This is a genomic window from Streptomyces desertarenae (assembly GCF_042681365.1).
Taxonomy (GTDB): Bacteria; Actinomycetota; Actinomycetes; order Streptomycetales; family Streptomycetaceae; genus Streptomyces; species Streptomyces desertarenae.
The window spans coordinates 224,632-241,960 of sequence record NZ_JBHUFU010000010.1 but is presented as its reverse complement, the minus strand read 5'-3'; the positions used below and the strand labels follow the sequence as shown (position 1 = coordinate 241,960).

Sequence of the window (17,329 nt, the reverse complement as noted above, 5' to 3'; positions counted from 1 at the left end):
GGAGCACTCCTCTCGGTCTCGCGGTGGTCAACCGCGGCGGGACGGGTCGGCCCGGCCGCGCTCGTAGCGCCGGACACGGCGGTAGCCGCTGAGGTGGCCGTCGCCGTCGAGGGTCACCTCGTACGAGGCCATCAGGCTCATCGTGTCCGGAACCCGCTCGAGCTCCAGGACCTCCACTTCCAGGGCCCAGCCGTCACCGGTCCTCTCGAACCGGGAGACACTCTCGGCGTGCAGGCCCGTGAGGTCGGTGAACTCCGACCGGGCCGAGCGCAGCACCTCGCCGGGCGGGAGGGAACGCCGGCCGTCCTCCGCCGCGTCCGCGCTGTGGTCGTCTGCCGTCTTCTCTGTCATGGGGCTCCTCCCGCCTCCGCATACCGCGAAACTATTTTCGTAAACGTAGGCTTGTCCGAAGGGAATTGGGGAACACGATGGGAATTTGCCCTTTCCCGCGGGGAAGCGGAAGCGCGCGGTGGAAACCGGAAAACTCCGGAGGGAAACGGAAATCGGCGGAGCGGGAAGTGCACCGGTGCGCGGTCGGCGCGCACGCACGGCGGCGTGACACCGGACACGCTCCGCAGTGTTGTGACGCGGATGTGACCGGGCCACGACCCGGCCGGAACTTCCCGGTGCCCGCCCGCCGTCGTACGGTGGCCGGTATGGCACCGGTACCCACGAACCCGCAGACGCCGGACGACGACCCGGACGGCTACGTCGGCCTCGACGTCCGCACCGCCGAGGAGCAGGCCCGCGACCGCGGCTGGAACACCGTGCGGTCCCTGCCGCCGGACGCGGTCATCACCCTGGAGTACCTGTCCGGGCGGCTCAACTTCACCGTCGAGGACGGCACCGTGACCCGCAGTTGGAAGGGGTGAGGAACGCGAAGCGGCCTGCGCACCCCGGCGGGGTGCGCAGGCCGCTTCGCGTCTGCCGCCGGAGCGGGGCAGGGTGGGGCGGGGGGGTGCGTACCGTCCGTCCGCCCCGCCGTCACGCCGCCGCCGGCGCGCCCGCTCCGCTCACTTCCGCGGGCCTATCGGCGCGGTGCGCGACACCGTCCGCTCGCCGTAGGAGCGCCGGGCGCCGCCCGGGGCGACGGGCGCCCGGTCCGGGCGGACCGGATGCCGGCCGGTGTGCGGGCCGTGGTGGCGGGGATCCGCCGGGCGGCCGGGCCGCTCGGCGGGCCGGGAGGCGACGGCCGGCTCCCGGGAGGCCACCGGACGGGGGGAGCCGGGGAGCCCCGCCGCCTCCGCGCCGGCGCCCGCGGGCCGCAGCCGCACCGACAGCGGAGCCGATCCCGCCCGGAAGCGGTACCAGTAGCCCAGCAGACGGGCCTCGACACGGGCCACCAGGGGCTCGAACCAGGGCAGCGCCAGCAGGATGAGCAGCCCCGACGTCCACCCCAGCAGCACGTCGCTGACCCAGTGGGTGCCGATGTAGACGGTGGTGGCGCCCACCCCGAGGGCGAAGACCGCGGCGACGACCGACAGCCGGCGCCTGGCCCGCGGCGTGGTGGCCAGGTAGGCCAGGATGCCCCAGGTCACCACGGCGTTGGCCGTGTGCCCGGAGGGGAATATGTCGCCGGTCAGGAACATCTCGTTCGCGCCGACGCGGTTGGCGTAGTGCGGGCCCTCACGACCCGTGCCCAGCTTCGCCGCGCCCACGGTCAGGTTCAGCAGCAGCAGGGAGGTGCCCAGGGTCAGCAGCGGCCGCAGGGTCCGCTGCCGCCAGGAGCGCCAGCCCAGCCACGCGGCGACCAGCACGGCGGTGGGGCCGCGCTGGCCGAGCACCACGAAGTAGTCCAGGAAGGCGTGGAGCTCCGGCCACTGCTTGTACGGACGGAAGAGCATGACCCGCCAGTCCAGCCGCACGAGCTGGGAGGTGGTCAGCACCGCGGCCACGATGGCGGCGTAGAGGCCCAGCGTGGCGAAGAAGAGCGCTTTGCGGGTACCGCTCATCCCCGGCGGGGGGGTGAGCGGTCGCGCCGGCTCCTGTTCCAGGCGGGCGAAGATCCGATCGGTACGCACCCAATCGAGATTACAGGCGGTGACCTTCGGCACCGAACCGGCCACCGGCTTCGTAATGCCTATGTGATGTGGAATGCACTTGCCCTCCGGGTCGGGAGGTCCTTATTTCCGGCCGCGACATGGGTTTTCCGGCATTCTGGCGGCTGCTTCCCGCGGAAGGTATTGGAACGGCCCCGCGCCTTCTGCTTTCCCTCGATGACGCGCGCAATCCACCGGTCATTAACCCAGCGTGCCCCGCGGGCGGTCAGGGCGGCCCCGAACCGTGCAGCCGCACGGCCCCGTACACCGCCGGGGCGGCCGCCGCCGCACGCACGGCACGCACAGCCACCGCGCCGGGACCACCCCGGCGAGCAGCGCCGGTCCGGCGGCCGTCCGGCCGGTCGGATGCGCCCAGGCGAACGCGGCGAACGCCGCGCCGCCGTCGAAGCCGTTGCCCCACCGACCCTGGACGTCCCGCTGGCCCGGGGGACTCCCGGTCCGCAGCCCCATCCGGCCGACGTAGGCGAACCAGCCGAGCGGGGCGAGCAGCGTCCCGGCCACCGCGCGCGGCGGCAACCCCGGCCCCCGGTCGGCCCGTTCGGCCGCCGCCGCCCGCACCGCCGCCACGACCGCGGCCCCCACCGGGCGCGTCAGCCCGGCGAGCGCGGCCGGCGGGCTTCCCGGAGGCGGGCGTGGAGGGCAGGAGGTGGCTCGCCGGCACGGAGGAGGAGCGCAACGGGCCCGGGCGAAGCGGTGGGGCGGGTCTCGGCCGCCCCCGGCGTGAGGTGGGCCACGCGGCCGCCGGAGGGTCTCGCGTACGCTGGCGGACCGACTCGTCCCTCCACACCGGGCCGTACGCCGCCCGCGTACCGGCACTTCCCCACCGCCGGAGCGGGGCCGGCCCGGAAGGTCTCCCCAGGGGCGAGCGCAACAGGAGGTGCGTACATGTCCGGGACGACCACGGCCGGAGCCACCAGGGCGGCGGACGTCCCCCGGCAGGGACGGCGAGGGACGGAGCGGGCCGGGCGCCCGCCGGGCGGGGGCGGCCGCCTTGCTCCGGGGGGCGCCGCGAACCGCTGGACGGTGCTCGTCGTCCTCTGCGTCAGCCTGCTCCTCGTCGCCGTCGACGCCACCGTGCTGCACGTCGCGGTCCCCGCCGTCTCCCAGGCGCTGCGGCCCGGCCCCGTGGAGCTGCTGTGGATCGTGGACGCCTACCCGCTGGTCTGCGCGTCCCTGCTGATCCTCTTCGGCACCCTGGGCGACCGGGTGGGACGGCGCCGGGTCCTGGTGGCCGGATACGCCACCTTCGGTGCCGCCTCGGCGCTGGCCGCCTACGCCCACACCCCCGAGGTGCTGGTGGCGGCCCGCGCGCTGCTCGGGGTCGGCGGCGCGATGATCATGCCCGCCACCCTGTCGATCCTGCGGCACGTCTTCCCCGACCGCCGCGAGCGGGCGCTGGCCGTCGGGGTGTGGAGCGCGGTCGCCGCCGTGGGCGCCGCCATCGGGCCACTGGTCGGCGGGGCGCTGCTGGAGCACTTCTGGTGGGGGTCGGTCTTCCTGGTCAACATCCCCCTGATGCTGCTGTGCGTCCCCGCCGGGCTGCGGCTGCTGCCGGAGTCCACCGGCGACCGGGAGGGCCCCTGGGACGTGGTGGGCGCCCTGCTGGCCGCCGCCGGGCTGTGCGCGCTGATCCTGGGCGTCAAGCAGGCGGCCGACGGCGGTCCGCTGCGGCCCGGGGTGCTGCTGCCGGGGCTGCTGGGCGCGGCGCTGCTGGCGCTGTTCGTGCGCCGGCAGCGCCGCTGCCGCCACCCCCTGGTGGACTGCGCCGGCCTGACCAGGCCCGCCTTCGGCACCGCCGTGGCCTGCATCGTGCTGACGGTGCTGGCACTGGTGGGCCTGGCGCTGATCGCCGCCCAGTACCTCCAGCTGGTCCTCGGGCTCAGCCCGCTGCAGACCGGGCTGCGGCTGCTGCCCCTCAGCCTCGCCGCGATCGCCGCGGGCCTGGCAGGCTCCCGGATGCTGCGCCGCCTGGGGCCGCGCACCATGGTCTGCCTCGGCTTCCTGACCACCGCCGCCGCCGTGCTGGCCCTGACCGGCGCCGGTCAGCAGGACCGGCCCGTCCTGCTGGTCGGCGGCTTCGTCCTGCTGGGGTTCGGCCTGGAGACGACGCTCTTCGGCTCCTACGAGTCGATGCTCAGCGACGCCCCGGCCGAACGGGCGGGGGGCGCGGCCGCGATCGGCGAGACCGCCTACCAGCTCGGCGCGGGCATCGGCATCGCGGTCCTGGGCACCGTCGTGAACGCCGCCTACGCCCCCGGGGTGCGGGCGGCCGACGGAGTGCCGCGGGAGGCCGCGGCGGACGCCGCCCGCTCGCTGGGCGAGGCGTACGAGGTGGCCGGGCGGCTCGGCGGACCGGAGGGGGAGGCGCTGCGCGCGGCGGCGCGGGAGTCCTTCGTCCAGGGCCTGCACGTGGCGCTGCTGGTCAGTGCCGGCCTGCTGCTGCTCGGCGCGCTGGCCGCGCTGCGGCTGCCGCGCACCATGGCGGCCGCGGCGCAGGAGGGGGAGCGGGGCGGGACGCCGCGGGGTGCGGCTCAGGACGCGCCGGAGGGCGAGCGCCCCGGCGCGGACGGCGCCCGCCGGGAGCCGGAACCGGGGGAGCGGACCGGACGCCCGGGGGGATCCCTCTTGTCCGGCGGTATTACCCGGCCGTAACGTCGGGCGCGACCCTCGAAGAGCACCCGCCGGAGGCCCTACCGTGTCCAGCTCCGCCCTCCCGCCGTTCGACCCCGCCGACCCGCTCGGCCTGGACGACCTGCTCGACCCGGAGGACCTGGCGGTGCGCGACACCGTCCGCTCCTGGGCCGCGGACCGGGTGCTGCCGCACATCGCCGGCTGGTACGAGGACGGGGAGCTGCCCGGCATCCGGGAGCTGGCCCGCGAACTGGGCTCGATCGGCGCCCTGGGCATGTCCCTGCAGGGCTACGGCTGCGCGGGAGCCTCCGCCGTCCAGTACGGGCTGGCCTGCCTGGAGCTGGAGGCGGCCGACTCCGGCATCCGCTCGCTGGTCTCGGTGCAGGGCTCGCTGGCGATGTACGCCATCCACCGCTACGGGTCGGAGGAGCACAAGCGCCGGTGGCTGCCGCCGATGGCGTCCGGCGAGGCGATCGGCTGCTTCGGCCTCACCGAACCCGACCACGGCTCCGACCCGGCCGGGATGCGCACCTCGGCCCGGCGCGACGGGGGCGACTGGGTGCTCGACGGCCGCAAGATGTGGATCACCAACGGCTCGGTGGCCTCCGTGGCCGTCGTCTGGGCCCGCACCGACGAGGGGATCAGGGGCTTCGTCGTCCCCACCGACACCCCCGGCTTCTCCGCCCCGGAGATCCGGCACAAGTGGTCCCTGCGCGCCTCGGTCACCAGCGAGTTGGTGCTGGACGGCGTACGGCTGCCCGCCGACGCGGTGCTGCCGGAGGCCATCGGGCTGCGCGGGCCGCTGAGCTGCCTGAACCACGCCCGCTACGGCATCGTGTGGGGGGCGATGGGCGCGGCCCGCTCCTGCTTCGAGGCGGCCCTGGAGTACGCGCGCACCCGCGAGCAGTTCGGCAGGCCGATCGGCGGTTTCCAGCTCACCCAGGCCAAGCTCGCCGACATGGCCCTCGAACTCCACAAGGGCGTGCTCCTCGCGCACCACCTGGGCCGGCGCATGGACGCCGGGCGGCTCCGCCCGGAACAGGTCAGCTTCGGCAAGCTCAACAACGTGCGTGAGGCGATCGGGATCTGCCGCACCTCCCGGACGATCCTGGGAGCCAACGGGATCTCGCTGGAGTACCCGGTGATGCGGCACGCCACCAACCTGGAGTCGGTGCTCACCTACGAGGGCACGGTGGAGATGCACCAGCTCGTCCTGGGCAAGGCGCTCACCGGGGTCGACGCCTTCCGGTGAAGCCGTCACGGGCCGGGGCGGGGACGCCGCCCCGGCCCGGCCGGAACCGGTCAGCTCTGGTTGAAGAAGCCGCCCTCGCCCACCCGGCGCGTCTCACCGCTGATCACCCGGTAGTCCGGCGGGGTGAGCAGGAAGACGCGGTTGGCCACGCGCTCGATCGAACCGCGCAGGCCGAAGGTGAGGCCGGCGGCGAAGTCGACGACCCGCTTGGCGTCGGCGGGCTCCATGGACGTGAGGTTGACGATCACCGGCACGCCCTCGCGGAAGAGCTCGCCGATGCCCCGGGCGTCCCGGAAGCCGTCGGGGGTGACCGTCGCGATCCGGGTGCCCTGCCCCTGGGCGGTCTCGGCGGTCACACGCACCCGCGGATCGGTGACCCATGTGTCGCGGACGTCCTCGGACTCGGGTCCCTCGGCGTACTCGTCGTCGTAGTAGCGCATCTCGCTGTCGTCGACGAGGCCCAGCCACGCACTCGCCCTGCGCACCGATCCCATGGACGCCTCCTCTCACAAGCACGGTCCACCGTGTCTGGCAGCGCCTCCGCCTCGGGGCCCGCACCCCTATGGTTGTCCATGATGCTGACAACGCGCCAAACAGTTACCCGTTCCGCACGGGATTCGTGACGGTTCTGGTGCACAAACGGCGTGCTGCGCGCCGCCGGAGCGGGACGCGGAACCGCACCCGAGGGGCGGCTCCGCGGGGAACCGGGCGGTCCCGCCGGACGGGTGGTCACCAAAGGCATACGGGTGAGGTGCCCGGTATCGTGACCGCCACTCACGCGTTCGTGGTATCGGGGGACAGTTTGTTCGGAATCATCAGGCCGTGCCGGCACCGCCTGGGCGAGGAGCTGCGGACGGCCTGGACGGCCCACCTGTGCGGCCTCTGCCTCGCGCTGCGCGGCGACCACGGCCAGTTCGCGCGCGTCGTCACCAACTACGACGGCATCCTCGTCTCGGCCCTGACGGAGGCGCAGACCGCGCTCCCGGACGGCGGTTCCGGCCGGCTGCGGCGCACCGCCGGGCCGTGCCCGCTGCGCGGCATGCGCACCGCCGCCGTGGCCCGGGGCGAGGGGGCCCGGTTGGCCGCGGCGGTCTCGCTCGTGCTGGCCTCGGCCAAGGTGCGCGACCACGTGGCCGACGGGGACGGGGTCCTGGCGCGCCGTCCGGTGGCGGCCGCGGCGCGCCGGGTGGCGGCGGGCTGGGACCGCGCCGGTGCCCGCACCGGCGCCGAACTGGGCTTCGACACCGCGGTGCTCACCGGGGCCGTGGAGCGTCAGCCGCTGGTGGAGGCCGCCACGGGCCCGGGCGGCTCCCTGACGGCGGTCACCGAGCCGACGGAGACCGCCACCGCCGCGGCCTTCGCCCACACCGCCCGGCTGGCCGAGCGGCCCGGCAACGAGGCGCCGCTCGCCGAGGCGGGGCGGCTCTTCGGCCGGCTGGCGCACCTGCTGGACGCGGTGGAGGACCTGCGGGCCGACGCGGAGTCGGGTGCCTGGAACCCGATCGCCGTCACCGGCACGTCCCTGGCCGAGGTGCGGCGGCTGTGCGACGACGCGGTGCACGGCGTGCGACTGGCCCTGGACGACGTGGAGTTCGCGGACGAGCGGGGCGCCGCGCTGGTGCACGCCCTGCTCGGGCGCGAACTGCGGCACGCGGTGGACCGGGCCTTCGCCGCGGCCCACCCCGGACCGCCCCGGACCGGCGACCCCCGGCATCCGGCCTGGCCCGGCGACCCCGGCCCCGGCCACCCCGGTCCGCCGCCCCCGGGCCGCAGACGGGGGCCGCTGGCCGGCTGCGCGGTGTGGACGGTGCTGTGCTGCACCGGCCAGGTCTGCTGCCGCGGCGCGTACGAGGACCCCTGGACGAGGAGGAGGCGCCGGGGGCTGTGCCGCTCCTGCGACTGCTCCGACTGCGCGGACTGCTGCGACTGCTGCAACCAGTGCGGGAAGTGCTGCAACGCCAGTTCGAACAGCTCGGGCGGCTCGGGCGGCTCCGGGGGCGGCGGATGCGACTGCGGTTGCGGGGGGTGCGACTGACGCACCGGGATGTCCGGTATGTGGGGCGCGAAGTGCGCTCAGCGTTGAACTCGGCCGGGATGCACCCTTGCGCGCTCAGAACGGGCGTGTGAATACTCCATCCCAGCGCTTGTCAGGAACGCGTCGAACAGCGGGTTCCGGAAGCGCTGCGTGCCCGTGCCCCCATCACGGGTATCCCCCCATCATCCTTCACAGGAGGAACAGCCAGTGAGGATCAAGCGTACCGCCGCCCCCCACGACACCTCGGTCAGACGGGGCCGCGTCCGCCTCATCGCTGCCGCGTCCGCCGTCGTCGCCGCGGCCGCCATGGCCGTGCCGGCGTCGGCCAGCGCCGCCCCCACCCCCTCTCCCGCCGCCAAGGTGGCCATGGCCGACAAGGCCATGAAGACCGCCGACGTGGGCGGCACCGCCTGGTACACCGACCAGGAGACCAACACCCTGGTCGTCACGGTGGACAGCACCGTCTCCCAGGCGGAGATCGCCAAGATCAAGAAGACCGCCGGGGCCGGCGCGGACTCGATCCGCATCGAGCGCACCCCCGGCAAGTTCAACAAGCTGATCTCCGGCGGCGACGCCATCTACAGCGGCGGCGGGCGCTGCTCGCTGGGCTTCAACGTCCGCTCCAGCAGCGGTGTCGACTACTTCCTCACCGCGGGCCACTGCACCAACGGCACCTCCACCTGGACCAACGGTTCCTCCACCCTCGGCACGACGGCCGGCTCCAGCTTCCCGGGCAACGACTACGGCATCGTCCGCTACACCAGCTCGATCAGCCGTCCCGGCCAGGTCGGCAGCCAGGACATCACCCGTGCGGCCAACCCGTCCGTGGGCCAGACCGTCACGCGCCGCGGCAGCACCACCGGCACCCACAGCGGCCGCGTCACCGGCCTGAACGCCACCGTGAACTACGGCGGCGGCGACATCGTCTACGGCCTGATCCAGACCACCGTCTGCGCCGAGCCCGGCGACAGCGGCGGCCCGCTCTACTCCGGCACCACCGCCTACGGCCTGACCTCCGGCGGCAGCGGCAACTGCCGCACCGGCGGGACGACCTTCTTCCAGCCGGTCGTCGAGGCGCTGAACGCCTACGGCGTGAGCGTCTACTGATCCTCGCAGGCGCACGAGCCCCCGTCCGCACCCCATGCCGGGCGGGGGCTCCGCCGTGTCCGCGCCGCCCGGAGGGGGCCGTCCCCGGCCCAGGGCGCCGGCGGAGCACGCGGGTGGTGACGGAAGGTGGCGGTGCTCCTACTCGACGTGTGCGATCCCGTCGGCTGAGGCAGGATGACGGAGCCGGACATTCCTCCGGAGTCGTCCTGTTATGGGCGTCTCCTTCCCCCACGGGAGGCATCGAGTTGGAACACCGACGGAAACTCACCCGGCGCACGGCCGTCGCGGGCGCGGGCCTGGCGGCGCTGCTGGCCGGACCGCTCGCCCCGGCGAACGCGGAGACCGCAGCCGCGCCCAGACCTCTCACCCCCACCGCCGCCACCGAACTGGCCACCACCCTCGCCGGAGACCTCAGGGACGACATGGCGGGCGCCTACTACGACGCCGAGGGCCGCGTGCTGGTGGTCAACGTCCTCAGCGACGCGGGAGCGGCGAAGGTCCGGCAGGCCGGCGCCGAGCCCCGCCTCGTGCGGCACTCCCTGGCGCAGTTGGGCGCCGCGCAGAAGGACCTGACCGCCAAGAGCCCCCCCGGCACCGCGCGCGCCGTCGACCACCGGCTCAACAAGGTCGTGGTCACCGCGGACGAGACGGTGCGGGGCGCCGCCCTGGAGAGGCTGCGCGACCGGGTCGCCGCGCTGGGCGACAAGGCGGTCCTGAAGCAGGCCGAGGGGGCGTTCACCCCGATGCTGGCGGGCGGCGACGCGATCTGGCGCGACGACGGGGCGCGCTGCTCGCTCGGCTTCAACGTCGTCCGGCACGGCCGGCCGTACTTCCTGACCGCGGGCCACTGCGGCCGGCCCCACGACGGATGGTCGGCCACGCGGCAGGGCCGGACCGTCGGGATCACGGTGGCCAGCAGCTTCCCCGGCGACGACCACGCCCTGGTGCGCTACGTCCGCGCCGTGGACCGCCCGAGCGAGGTGAACCTCGGCGAAGATGCCGCCCAGGACGTCAACCGGGCGGCCGACCCCATCGTGGGGCAGCCCGTCCGGCGCAGCGGCAGCACCACGGGTGTCCGCGAGGGGCAGGTCGTGGCGCTGAACGTCTCCGTCACCTATCCGCAGGGCAGGGTCGACGGCCTGATCCAGACCACCGTCTGCGCCGAGCCCGGCGACAGCGGCGGCCCGCTCTTCTCGGGCGGTACCGGGCACGGGCTGACCTCCGGCGGCCGGGGGGACTGCACCAGGGGAGGCGAGACCTTCTTCCAGCCGCTGACCGAGGCCCTGGAGAGGTACGGGGCCCGGCTCGGCTGAGCCCCGCAGCCGTTCCGCGGTCCCGCGTCCGGCGCCCTGGGGCCGCGGAACGCCGACGGCCCCGCACCCGCCGGGAGGCGGGTGCGGGGCCCGTCGGTGGTGCGGGCGCACCGGGCGACGCCGGCCGGTGCGCGGCGGTCCCCCGGGCGCGTCCGGTGCCCGGGGGACGGGGGGTCAGCGGGACTCGGCGGCGACCAGCTCCGCGATCTGGACGGCGTTGAGCGCCGCGCCCTTGCGGAGGTTGTCGCCGGAGCAGAACAGGGCCAGGCCGTTCTCCACGGTCTCGTCGGCGCGGATCCGGCCCACGTAGGTCGGGTCCTGGCCGGCGGCCTGCTGCGGGGTGGGGATGTCGGTCAGGACCACGCCGGGAGCGCCCTCCAGCAGCTCCGCCGCCCGCCGCGGGCTGATCGGGCGCTCGAAGCGGGCGTTGATCTGGAGCGAGTGGCCGGTGAAGACCGGCACCCGCACGCAGGTGCCCGAGACCCTCAGCTCCGGAATGCCGAGGATCTTGCGGCTCTCGTTGCGGAGCTTCTGCTCCTCGTCGGTCTCGTTCAGGCCGTCGTCGACGACGGATCCGGCCATCGGCAGCACGTTGAAGGCGATGGGGCGCGCGTACTTGCCCGGCGGCGGGAACTCCACGCCCGAACCGTCGAAGGTCAGCCGGGTGGCGTCCCCCTCGACGGCCTTGCGGACCTGCTCGTCCAGCTCGGCGACGCCGGCCAGGCCGCTGCCGGAGACCGCCTGATAGGTCGAGACGACCAGGGCCGTCAGTCCGGCCTCGGCGTGCAGCGGGCGCAGCACCGGCATCGCGGCCATGGTGGTGCAGTTCGGGTTGGCGATGATCCCCTTGGGGCGCTCGGCGGCGGCCTGGGGGTTCACCTCGGACACCACCAGCGGGACCTCGGGGTCCATCCGCCAGGCCGAGGAGTTGTCGATGACGACCGGCCCGTCGGCGGCGACCTTCGGGGCCAGGGCCTTCGAGGTCGAGCCGCCCGCGGAGAACAGCACGATGTCCAGCCCCGTGTAGTCGGCCGTGGCGGCGTCCTCGACGGTGACCTCGCCGCCCTTCCAGGGCAGGGTCCGTCCCGCCGAGCGGGCCGAGGCGAACAGCCGCAGCTGCTCCACCGGGAAGTCGCGCTCGGCCAGGATCTCGCGCATCACTCCACCGACCTGGCCGGTGGCTCCGACGATGCCGATTCTCATGGGGCTCCTTCGTGTCGTGCGTGTCCCGCTGCGTCTGCGTCGGCCTTCTACCCTGCCACTGCCGGGTGCGCAGGGGCCAATCCCTTTGGCGTACGTCACACCGGCGGGCGCGGCCGCGGGCGGGCGCGTCCCGCACGGGGGCCGGACACGGCGGTGGCGGCCGCCGGAGGCGACCGCCACCTTCCCCGGGGAAGCCGTCCGGGGCGGTGTGCCCGCGCCGGAGCGTCCGCTCCGGCGCGGACCCGTCAGTGCGGGCAGTTGCCGCGGAACTCCTCGATCCGCAGGCTCGGCCGCGGCAGCGGGCACAGGAACTGCTCGTAGCGGGTGTCGTTGTCCACGAAGCGCTTCAGCCAGGAGATGCTGTACTTCGCGATCTCGGTGTTGGAGGTGTTCGGCGTGAAGTGCGACGCGTTGTTCAGCTCCATGTACGCCCGGTCCGTGGAGCTGGGCAGGCTCTCGTAGAACGGCTCGGCGTGCGAGCTGACCGAGGCGATGCTGTCGCCGTCGGCGCCGATGATGAACGTCGGCACGGTGATCTCGCGCCAGCTCTTGTCCAGGTTCCACGGGGTGAGCGGGATCGACGCCTTCAGCGAGGGCCGTTCCTTGGTGGCCTCCAGGCTGCCGCCGCCGCCCATGGAGTGGCCCATGACCGCCAGTCTGCCGCTGTCGATCCGGCTGCGGACCGAGCTGCGCTGGGTCAGGTAGTCCAGCGCGGCCAGCAGCTGGTCGCCGCGGCTGCCGGGCTGGTCGTAGCGGCTGTTGGTGTCGATGGTGAAGACCACGAAGCCCTGCGAGGCCAGCCGGGGGCCGTACCAGGCCATGCTGGACTGGTCGGCGGTGTAGCCGGGGGAGATCGCCACGGCGCCGAAGGTGCCGTCGGCGGTGGTGGTCGGGTAGTAGATCGTTCCGCCGCCGAAGCCGGTGACCGACAGGGACGAGACGCGCGTCTCCGAGACCGCGTAGGGCCCGCGGACGGCCTCGATGCTCTGCTCGGTCGGGTTCGGGCCGCGCTCGTAGGGGTTGTCGGCGGCGGCCTGCACGGCGGCGGTGGCCGGGGCGGCCTGGGCGGTGGGCAGGGCGACGCCTGCGGCGCCGAGGACCATGGTCAGGGCCAGGGCCAGCTTCGTCGTCCGGCGGGGGGCGCGCTCGTGCCGGTCCGCGACCGGGGCGGCGTCGTGCTGCTGCGGCTCCATGAGGGTGTGTTCTCCCTTGTGTGAGGGGATGCCCGAGGGGGGTGGACAGGCGTCATCGTGAGGTCGGAGCGGGGGCTTCCGCATCGGTGAAATCACCGGTCTCCGCCGTGCGTCCCGAAGGCCGCCCGGCCGGCCGGGCGCACCGGACCGTTGACGTACCGGTCGGTATGCCATGAGGATGAGCAAGCGCTTAGTCGTGGCCCGTGAAGGAGATGCCGTGCCCTCTGAGAACGTCCCCGTGACCGATCCCGACGAGTTGCGCCGCCGCGCCCGGGCGCTGCTCGACGCGCACGACCCGGCCGTCACCGGCCGGCTCGACTTCCTACGCGCCCGCTACGACGCCGGCCTCGCCTGGGTGCACTTCCCCCACGGCCACGGCGGGCTCGGCGCCCCGCGCGCCCTGCAGGCCGTCGTCGACGCCGAACTGGCCGCGGCCGGCGCCCCCGACAACGACCCCGGCCGCAACGGCATCGGACTGGGCATGGCCGCTCCCACGATCCTGCGGTACGGCACCGAGGAGCAGAAGGAGCGCTTCCTGCGTCCGCTGTGGACGGGCGAGGAGGTGTGGTGCCAGCTCTTCAGCGAACCCGGCGCGGGATCCGACCTGGCCGCCCTCGCCACCCGCGCGGTGCGCGACGGCGGCACCTGGGTGGTCGACGGCCAGAAGGTGTGGACCTCCAGTGCCCACAACGCCCGCTGGGCCATCCTGATCGCCCGCACCGACCCGGGCGTCCCCAAGCACCACGGCATCACGTACTTCGTCTGCGACATGACCGACCCCGGGGTCGAGGTGCGGCCGCTGCGCCAGATCACCGGCGAGGCGGAGTTCAACGAGGTCTTCCTCACTGGCGTCCGCATCCCCGACGCCCACCGCCTGGGCGGGGTGGGGGAGGGGTGGAGGATCGCCCAGACCACCCTCAACAACGAGCGCGTCGCCATCGGCGGGCAGCGCCTGCCGCGTGAGGGCGGCATGGTCGGCAAGGTCGCGGCCACCTGGCGCGAGCGCCCCGAGCTGCGCACCCACGGGCTCCACCAGCGGTTGCTGTCCGGCTGGGTGGGGGCCGAGGTCGCCCGGCTCACCGGCGAGCGGCTGCGCCAGCAGCTCACCGCCGGCCACCCCGGGCCCGAGGGCGCCGGGACGAAGCTGGCCTTCGCCCGGCTGGCGCAGGAGCTCAGCGGGCTGGAGGTCGAGCTGCTGGGCGAGGAGGGCCTGGCCTACGACGACTGGAGCATGCGCCGCCCGGAGGCCGTGGACTTCACCGGCCGCGGCGCCGGCTACCGCTACCTGCGCGCCAAGGGCAACTCCATCGAGGGCGGCACCTCGGAGATCCTGCGCAACATCATCGCCGAGCGGGTGCTGGGACTGCCCGCCGAGGCCCGCACCGACAAGGACGTCCCCTGGAAGGAGCTCGCCCGATGACCGGCCTGCTGTACTCGGAGATCGAGGAGGAGCTGCGCTCCAGCGTCCGCGCGCTGCTGACCGACCGCAGCCCGTACCAGACCGTCCTGGCCCGCTGCGAGACCGCCGAGCCGTACGACCGCAAGCTGTGGCAGGCCCTCGCCCGGGACCTGGGCGCCGCCTCCCTCCCGGTGCCGGAGGAGGCCGGGGGAGCGGGGGCCTCGGTGCGCGAGACCGCCGTGGTGATGGAGGAGCTGGGCCGCGCCGCGGCGCCCACCCCCTACCTGGGCAGCGCCGTGCTCGCCACCACCGCCCTGCTCGCCCTGACCGGCGACGGCGGGGCGGACGAGCTGCTGGCCGCCCTCGCCGCCGGGGAGCGTACCGCCGCCCTGGCGGTGCCCCTGTCCACCGCGCCGGGCGCGGGCCCCCGGCCCCCGGCCGTGCGGGCCGACAGCGCGGGCACCCTGACCGGTGCGGTCACCTCCGTCGCGGACGCGGCCGCCGCCGACGTGCTGCTCGTGCCCGCCGAGGGCCGGGACGGCCCGGGGCTCTACGCCGTGGAGGCGAGCGCCGCGGCGCTGTCCGTCGTCCCGCGCACCTCGCTCGACCTGACCCGTCCGCTCTCCGACGTCACCCTCGCCGGCACCGCCGCCCGGCGCCTGGCCGGACCCGACCGGGCGCCGCGGGCCCTGGAGCGGGCCCTGCTCACCGGCGCCGGACTGCTCGCCTCCGAGCAGCTCGGCATCGCCGAGTGGTGCCTGGAGAGCACGGTCGCCCACCTGAAGGAGCGGCGCCAGTTCGGCCGGACGCTCGGCTCGTTCCAGGCGCTCAAGCACCGGCTGGCCGATCTCTGGCTGGACGTGGTGGGCGCACGGGCCGCCGCCCGGTACGCCGCCGGGACCCTCGCCGAGGGCGACCCGGATGCCCCGGTGGCCGTGGCGGTGGCCGCCTCCCACTGCGGGGACCTGGCGGTGCGGGCGGCCGAGGAGTGCGTCCAGCTGCACGGCGGCATCGGGATGACCTGGGAGCACCCGGCGCACCTGTACCTCAAGCGGGCCAAGGCCTGCCAGATCGCGCTGGGCACCCCCGACCGCCACCGTGCCGCGCTCGCCTCCCTGGTGGACCTGCCGGGGCCGGTGGCGGCGGCCTGAACCGGGTCCGGCCCGCCGGACGCCCCGCCCGCCTCCCCGCCGGTCCCGCGCCGCGATGTTCCGCCCGGGGTGTGGCCCGTTGCGCTACCCGTCAGTATCTTGACATGAACGCAACATTCCAGGGCGAGGAGGTCCCATGAAGCCGTCCGTACGACGTCCCCGAAGACCGCTCCGGCTGCTCACGGCGGTGCTGCTCGCCGTCCTCGCGGCGACGGCGCCGACGGCCGCCCGGGCCGTGGAGCCCGCGGCCGGCGCGGTGGCCGCGGCCCCGGCGTCCGCCTCCGGCGGCGGCTGGAACGACCGCTCCTGCACCCCGTCCGACCGGCGCCCCCGCCCGGTGGTACTGGTCCACGGCACCTTCGGCAACTCCGTCGACAACTGGCTCGGACTGGCCCCGTACCTGGCCGCACGCGGCTGGTGCGTCTTCTCCCTCGACTACGGGAGGCTGCCGGGCGTCCCCTTCTTCCACGGCCTCGGCCCGGTGGAGGACTCCGCGCGGGAGCTGGCCGCGTACGTCGACGGGGTGCTGGAGGACACCGGCGCGCGGGAGGCCGACATCGTCGGCCACTCCCAGGGCGGGATGATGCCCCGCTACTACCTGAAGTTCCTCGGCGGGGCGGAGAAGGTCAACGCCCTGGTCGGCATCGCGCCGAGCAACCACGGCACCGACCTGCTCGGGCTCACCCGGCTGCTGGAGCACTTCCCCGGCGCGGAGGACCTGCTGGGCACCCACACCCCCGCCCTGCGCGACCAGGTGGCCGGGTCGGACCTCCTGCGCCGCCTCAACGAGGGCGGCGACACCGTGCCGGGGGTGGCGTACACGGTGATCGCCACCCGCCACGACCAGGTCGTCACGCCCTGGCGCACCCAGTTCCTCGACGGGCCGGGCGTGCGCAACATCCTGCTCCAGGAGGTGTGCGCCCTCGACCTCTCCGGGCACCTGACCGTCGCGCTGGCCGACCGCCTCGCCTTCCACCTGACGGCCAACGCCCTCGACCCGGCGAACGCCCGGCCGGTGAACTGCCTGTCCGCCTTCTCCTGACCTCCTCCCGGCCTCCGGCGGCCGGTGCGGGCCCGCACCGGCCGCCGGAGGGGATCGGCCGCGGGGAGCGGTCCGCGCGGCGCCGCCCGGAGGGGTCAGGGGCGGTCCGCGTCCCACGCGGTGACGCCCACCTCGTCCCCCACCGCCAGCCGCCCGGTCCGGACCACCGAGAACTTCGCACCGAACATGACGCCCGACAGGCCGTCCCGGACGGCCCTGCGGTACAGGGCGAGCGTCCGCAGCGGCTCGGGCCCGGACCGGGCGCCGGTGCGCTGGTCGACGAGCGTCACCGCGCAGCGCACAGCCGGCTTGGCGTACGCCAGTTCGGCCTCCCCGAGGACCGCCCGGAGCACGCGGTCCTCGGTGTGGGGCTCGTCCCAGCCGTCGACGACGACGTTCGGGCGGAACCGGTCCATCGTGAGCGGGCCGCCCCCGGCCTCCGCGATCCTCCGGTTCAGCTCGTCCAGCGAGGAGCGCGACAGGATGTGGACGGGACTGCTGTCGGCGTACCCGGAGACCCCCGGCGTCCGCCCGTCCACCACCCGGCGCTGCTCCGGCGGAACGCGCACCAGCCTGCTGGGGGCGCCGAGCACCTCCGACAGCCACGCGGCGGCCCCGGGCCCCTGGTCGACGCCTTGCAGGGGCTTGCCGAAGAGCCGCACCTCGATCCGTTCCGCGGCCGGGTCCACCTCGACCGCCAGGAGCTCGGCGCCCGGCGCCCGCAGGGTGAGCCGCCCGCCGTCCGCACCGACGGAGGGGCGGACGAGGGCCAGCCGCGGATCGCTCCGCTGGGTGCGGAACACCCCGTCCTCGCCGACCACCATGAACGTCCGGTCGTGGGCGAGGCCCGCCTCCGTCACGAGGGCCGCCGGCACGGAAACGCCCGCACAGCCCTTGACCGGATAGGAGATCAACTCGCTCACACAGGCCACGGCGCCAGCCT

The 17,329-nt window shown here is 74.9% G+C and carries 15 protein-coding genes; 9 read left to right on the top strand and 6 right to left on the bottom strand.

The window, feature by feature from the left end; all coding sequences use genetic code 11:
- Window positions 1–27 precede the first annotated feature (27 nt).
- Window positions 28–351 (bottom strand): gas vesicle protein GvpO, encoded by a 324-nt coding sequence (locus ACFSJS_RS18465; RefSeq protein ID WP_380901712.1) that lies wholly within the window; start codon window positions 349–351, stop codon window positions 28–30.
- Window positions 352–656: 305 nt separating this feature from the next.
- Here ACFSJS_RS18465 and ACFSJS_RS18460 point away from each other — a divergent pair, with 305 nt between their 5' ends.
- A complete protein-coding gene (locus tag ACFSJS_RS18460) occupies window positions 657–872 on the top strand; it encodes a proteinase inhibitor I78 (RefSeq protein ID WP_380901710.1) in 216 nt (71 codons plus the stop codon).
- A gap of 141 nt (window positions 873–1,013) precedes the next feature.
- Here ACFSJS_RS18460 and ACFSJS_RS18455 read toward each other — a convergent pair whose 3' ends face one another.
- A complete protein-coding gene (locus tag ACFSJS_RS18455; RefSeq protein ID WP_380901708.1) occupies window positions 1,014–2,021 on the bottom strand; it encodes a phosphatase PAP2 family protein in 1,008 nt (335 codons plus the stop codon).
- 924 nt (window positions 2,022–2,945) lie between these two features.
- Between ACFSJS_RS18455 and ACFSJS_RS18450 the strand changes: the two genes are divergently transcribed.
- Together ACFSJS_RS18450 and ACFSJS_RS18445 are read left to right on the top strand one after the other, a co-directional pair.
- Entirely contained in the window at window positions 2,946–4,712 is a 1,767-nt protein-coding gene (locus tag ACFSJS_RS18450) for an MFS transporter (RefSeq protein WP_380901706.1), read from the top strand.
- Window positions 4,713–4,755: 43 nt separating this feature from the next.
- The gene (locus ACFSJS_RS18445) at window positions 4,756–5,943 is read left to right on the top strand and encodes an acyl-CoA dehydrogenase family protein (protein ID WP_380901704.1); all 1,188 of its coding nucleotides are present in this window, start codon (window positions 4,756–4,758) and stop codon (window positions 5,941–5,943) included.
- 50 nt (window positions 5,944–5,993) lie between these two features.
- Here the strand turns inward: ACFSJS_RS18445 and ACFSJS_RS18440 are convergent, their stop codons facing one another.
- On the bottom strand, window positions 5,994–6,437 hold the full coding sequence (locus ACFSJS_RS18440) for a cell division protein SepF (RefSeq protein WP_380901702.1): 444 nt from the start codon (window positions 6,435–6,437) through the stop codon (window positions 5,994–5,996).
- 308 nt (window positions 6,438–6,745) lie between these two features.
- Between ACFSJS_RS18440 and ACFSJS_RS18435 the strand changes: the two genes are divergently transcribed.
- The 3 genes from ACFSJS_RS18435 to ACFSJS_RS18425 all read left to right on the top strand — a co-directional run bounded on the left by ACFSJS_RS18435 (window position 6,746) and on the right by ACFSJS_RS18425 (window position 10,398).
- Window positions 6,746–7,978 carry a DUF5685 family protein gene (locus ACFSJS_RS18435; protein ID WP_380901809.1) on the top strand — a complete coding sequence of 411 codons (1,233 nt, stop codon included), beginning with the start codon at window positions 6,746–6,748 and terminating at the stop codon, window positions 7,976–7,978.
- A 207-nt stretch (window positions 7,979–8,185) separates the two neighbouring features.
- A complete protein-coding gene (locus ACFSJS_RS18430) occupies window positions 8,186–9,085 on the top strand; it encodes a S1 family peptidase (RefSeq protein ID WP_380901700.1) in 900 nt (299 codons plus the stop codon).
- A gap of 245 nt (window positions 9,086–9,330) precedes the next feature.
- Entirely contained in the window at window positions 9,331–10,398 is a 1,068-nt protein-coding gene (locus ACFSJS_RS18425; RefSeq protein WP_380901698.1) for a S1 family peptidase, read from the top strand.
- Window positions 10,399–10,572: 174 nt separating this feature from the next.
- On the opposite strand, the gene ACFSJS_RS18420 is transcribed toward ACFSJS_RS18425, so the two are convergent.
- Window positions 10,573–11,601 (bottom strand): aspartate-semialdehyde dehydrogenase, encoded by a 1,029-nt coding sequence (locus ACFSJS_RS18420; protein WP_380901696.1) that lies wholly within the window; start codon window positions 11,599–11,601, stop codon window positions 10,573–10,575.
- A gap of 245 nt (window positions 11,602–11,846) precedes the next feature.
- Window positions 11,847–12,794, bottom strand: a complete 948-nt coding sequence (bdeA, locus tag ACFSJS_RS18415) for a bis(hydroxyethyl) terephthalate hydrolase (RefSeq protein WP_380901694.1) — start codon at window positions 12,792–12,794, stop codon at window positions 11,847–11,849.
- A 238-nt stretch (window positions 12,795–13,032) separates the two neighbouring features.
- On the opposite strand from bdeA, the gene ACFSJS_RS18410 reads away from it, so the two are divergent.
- The 3 genes from ACFSJS_RS18410 to ACFSJS_RS18400 all read left to right on the top strand — a co-directional run bounded on the left by ACFSJS_RS18410 (window position 13,033) and on the right by ACFSJS_RS18400 (window position 16,386).
- On the top strand, window positions 13,033–14,214 hold the full coding sequence (locus tag ACFSJS_RS18410; RefSeq protein WP_380901807.1) for an acyl-CoA dehydrogenase family protein: 1,182 nt from the start codon (window positions 13,033–13,035) through the stop codon (window positions 14,212–14,214).
- Window positions 14,211–15,344, top strand: coding sequence for an acyl-CoA dehydrogenase family protein (locus tag ACFSJS_RS18405; protein ID WP_380901692.1), 1,134 nt, complete (start codon window positions 14,211–14,213; stop codon window positions 15,342–15,344). The genes ACFSJS_RS18410 and ACFSJS_RS18405 overlap by 4 nt, the downstream gene beginning before the upstream one ends.
- Window positions 15,345–15,480: 136 nt before the next feature.
- A complete protein-coding gene (locus tag ACFSJS_RS18400; RefSeq protein ID WP_380901690.1) occupies window positions 15,481–16,386 on the top strand; it encodes an esterase/lipase family protein in 906 nt (301 codons plus the stop codon).
- Window positions 16,387–16,481: 95 nt separating this feature from the next.
- Here the strand turns inward: ACFSJS_RS18400 and ACFSJS_RS18395 are convergent, their stop codons facing one another.
- Complete coding sequence (locus ACFSJS_RS18395) at window positions 16,482–17,318, bottom strand: MOSC domain-containing protein (protein WP_380901688.1); 837 nt, start codon at window positions 17,316–17,318, stop codon at window positions 16,482–16,484.
- Window positions 17,319–17,329 lie beyond the last annotated feature (11 nt).

Bases quoted from the DNA above. Each gene is read 5' to 3' on its own strand.
- ACFSJS_RS18465 (WP_380901712.1), bottom strand. From the start codon at position 351: ATGACAGAGAAGACGGCAGACGACCACAGCGCGGACGCGGCGGAGGAC.
- ACFSJS_RS18460 (WP_380901710.1), top strand. From the start codon at position 657: ATGGCACCGGTACCCACGAACCCGCAGACGCCGGACGACGACCCGGAC.
- ACFSJS_RS18450 (WP_380901706.1), top strand. From the start codon at position 2,946: ATGTCCGGGACGACCACGGCCGGAGCCACCAGGGCGGCGGACGTCCCC.
- ACFSJS_RS18440 (WP_380901702.1), bottom strand. From the start codon at position 6,437: ATGGGATCGGTGCGCAGGGCGAGTGCGTGGCTGGGCCTCGTCGACGAC.
- ACFSJS_RS18420 (WP_380901696.1), bottom strand. From the start codon at position 11,601: ATGAGAATCGGCATCGTCGGAGCCACCGGCCAGGTCGGTGGAGTGATG.
- bdeA (WP_380901694.1), bottom strand. From the start codon at position 12,794: ATGGAGCCGCAGCAGCACGACGCCGCCCCGGTCGCGGACCGGCACGAG.
- ACFSJS_RS18405 (WP_380901692.1), top strand. From the start codon at position 14,211: ATGACCGGCCTGCTGTACTCGGAGATCGAGGAGGAGCTGCGCTCCAGC.
- ACFSJS_RS18400 (WP_380901690.1), top strand. From the start codon at position 15,481: ATGAAGCCGTCCGTACGACGTCCCCGAAGACCGCTCCGGCTGCTCACG.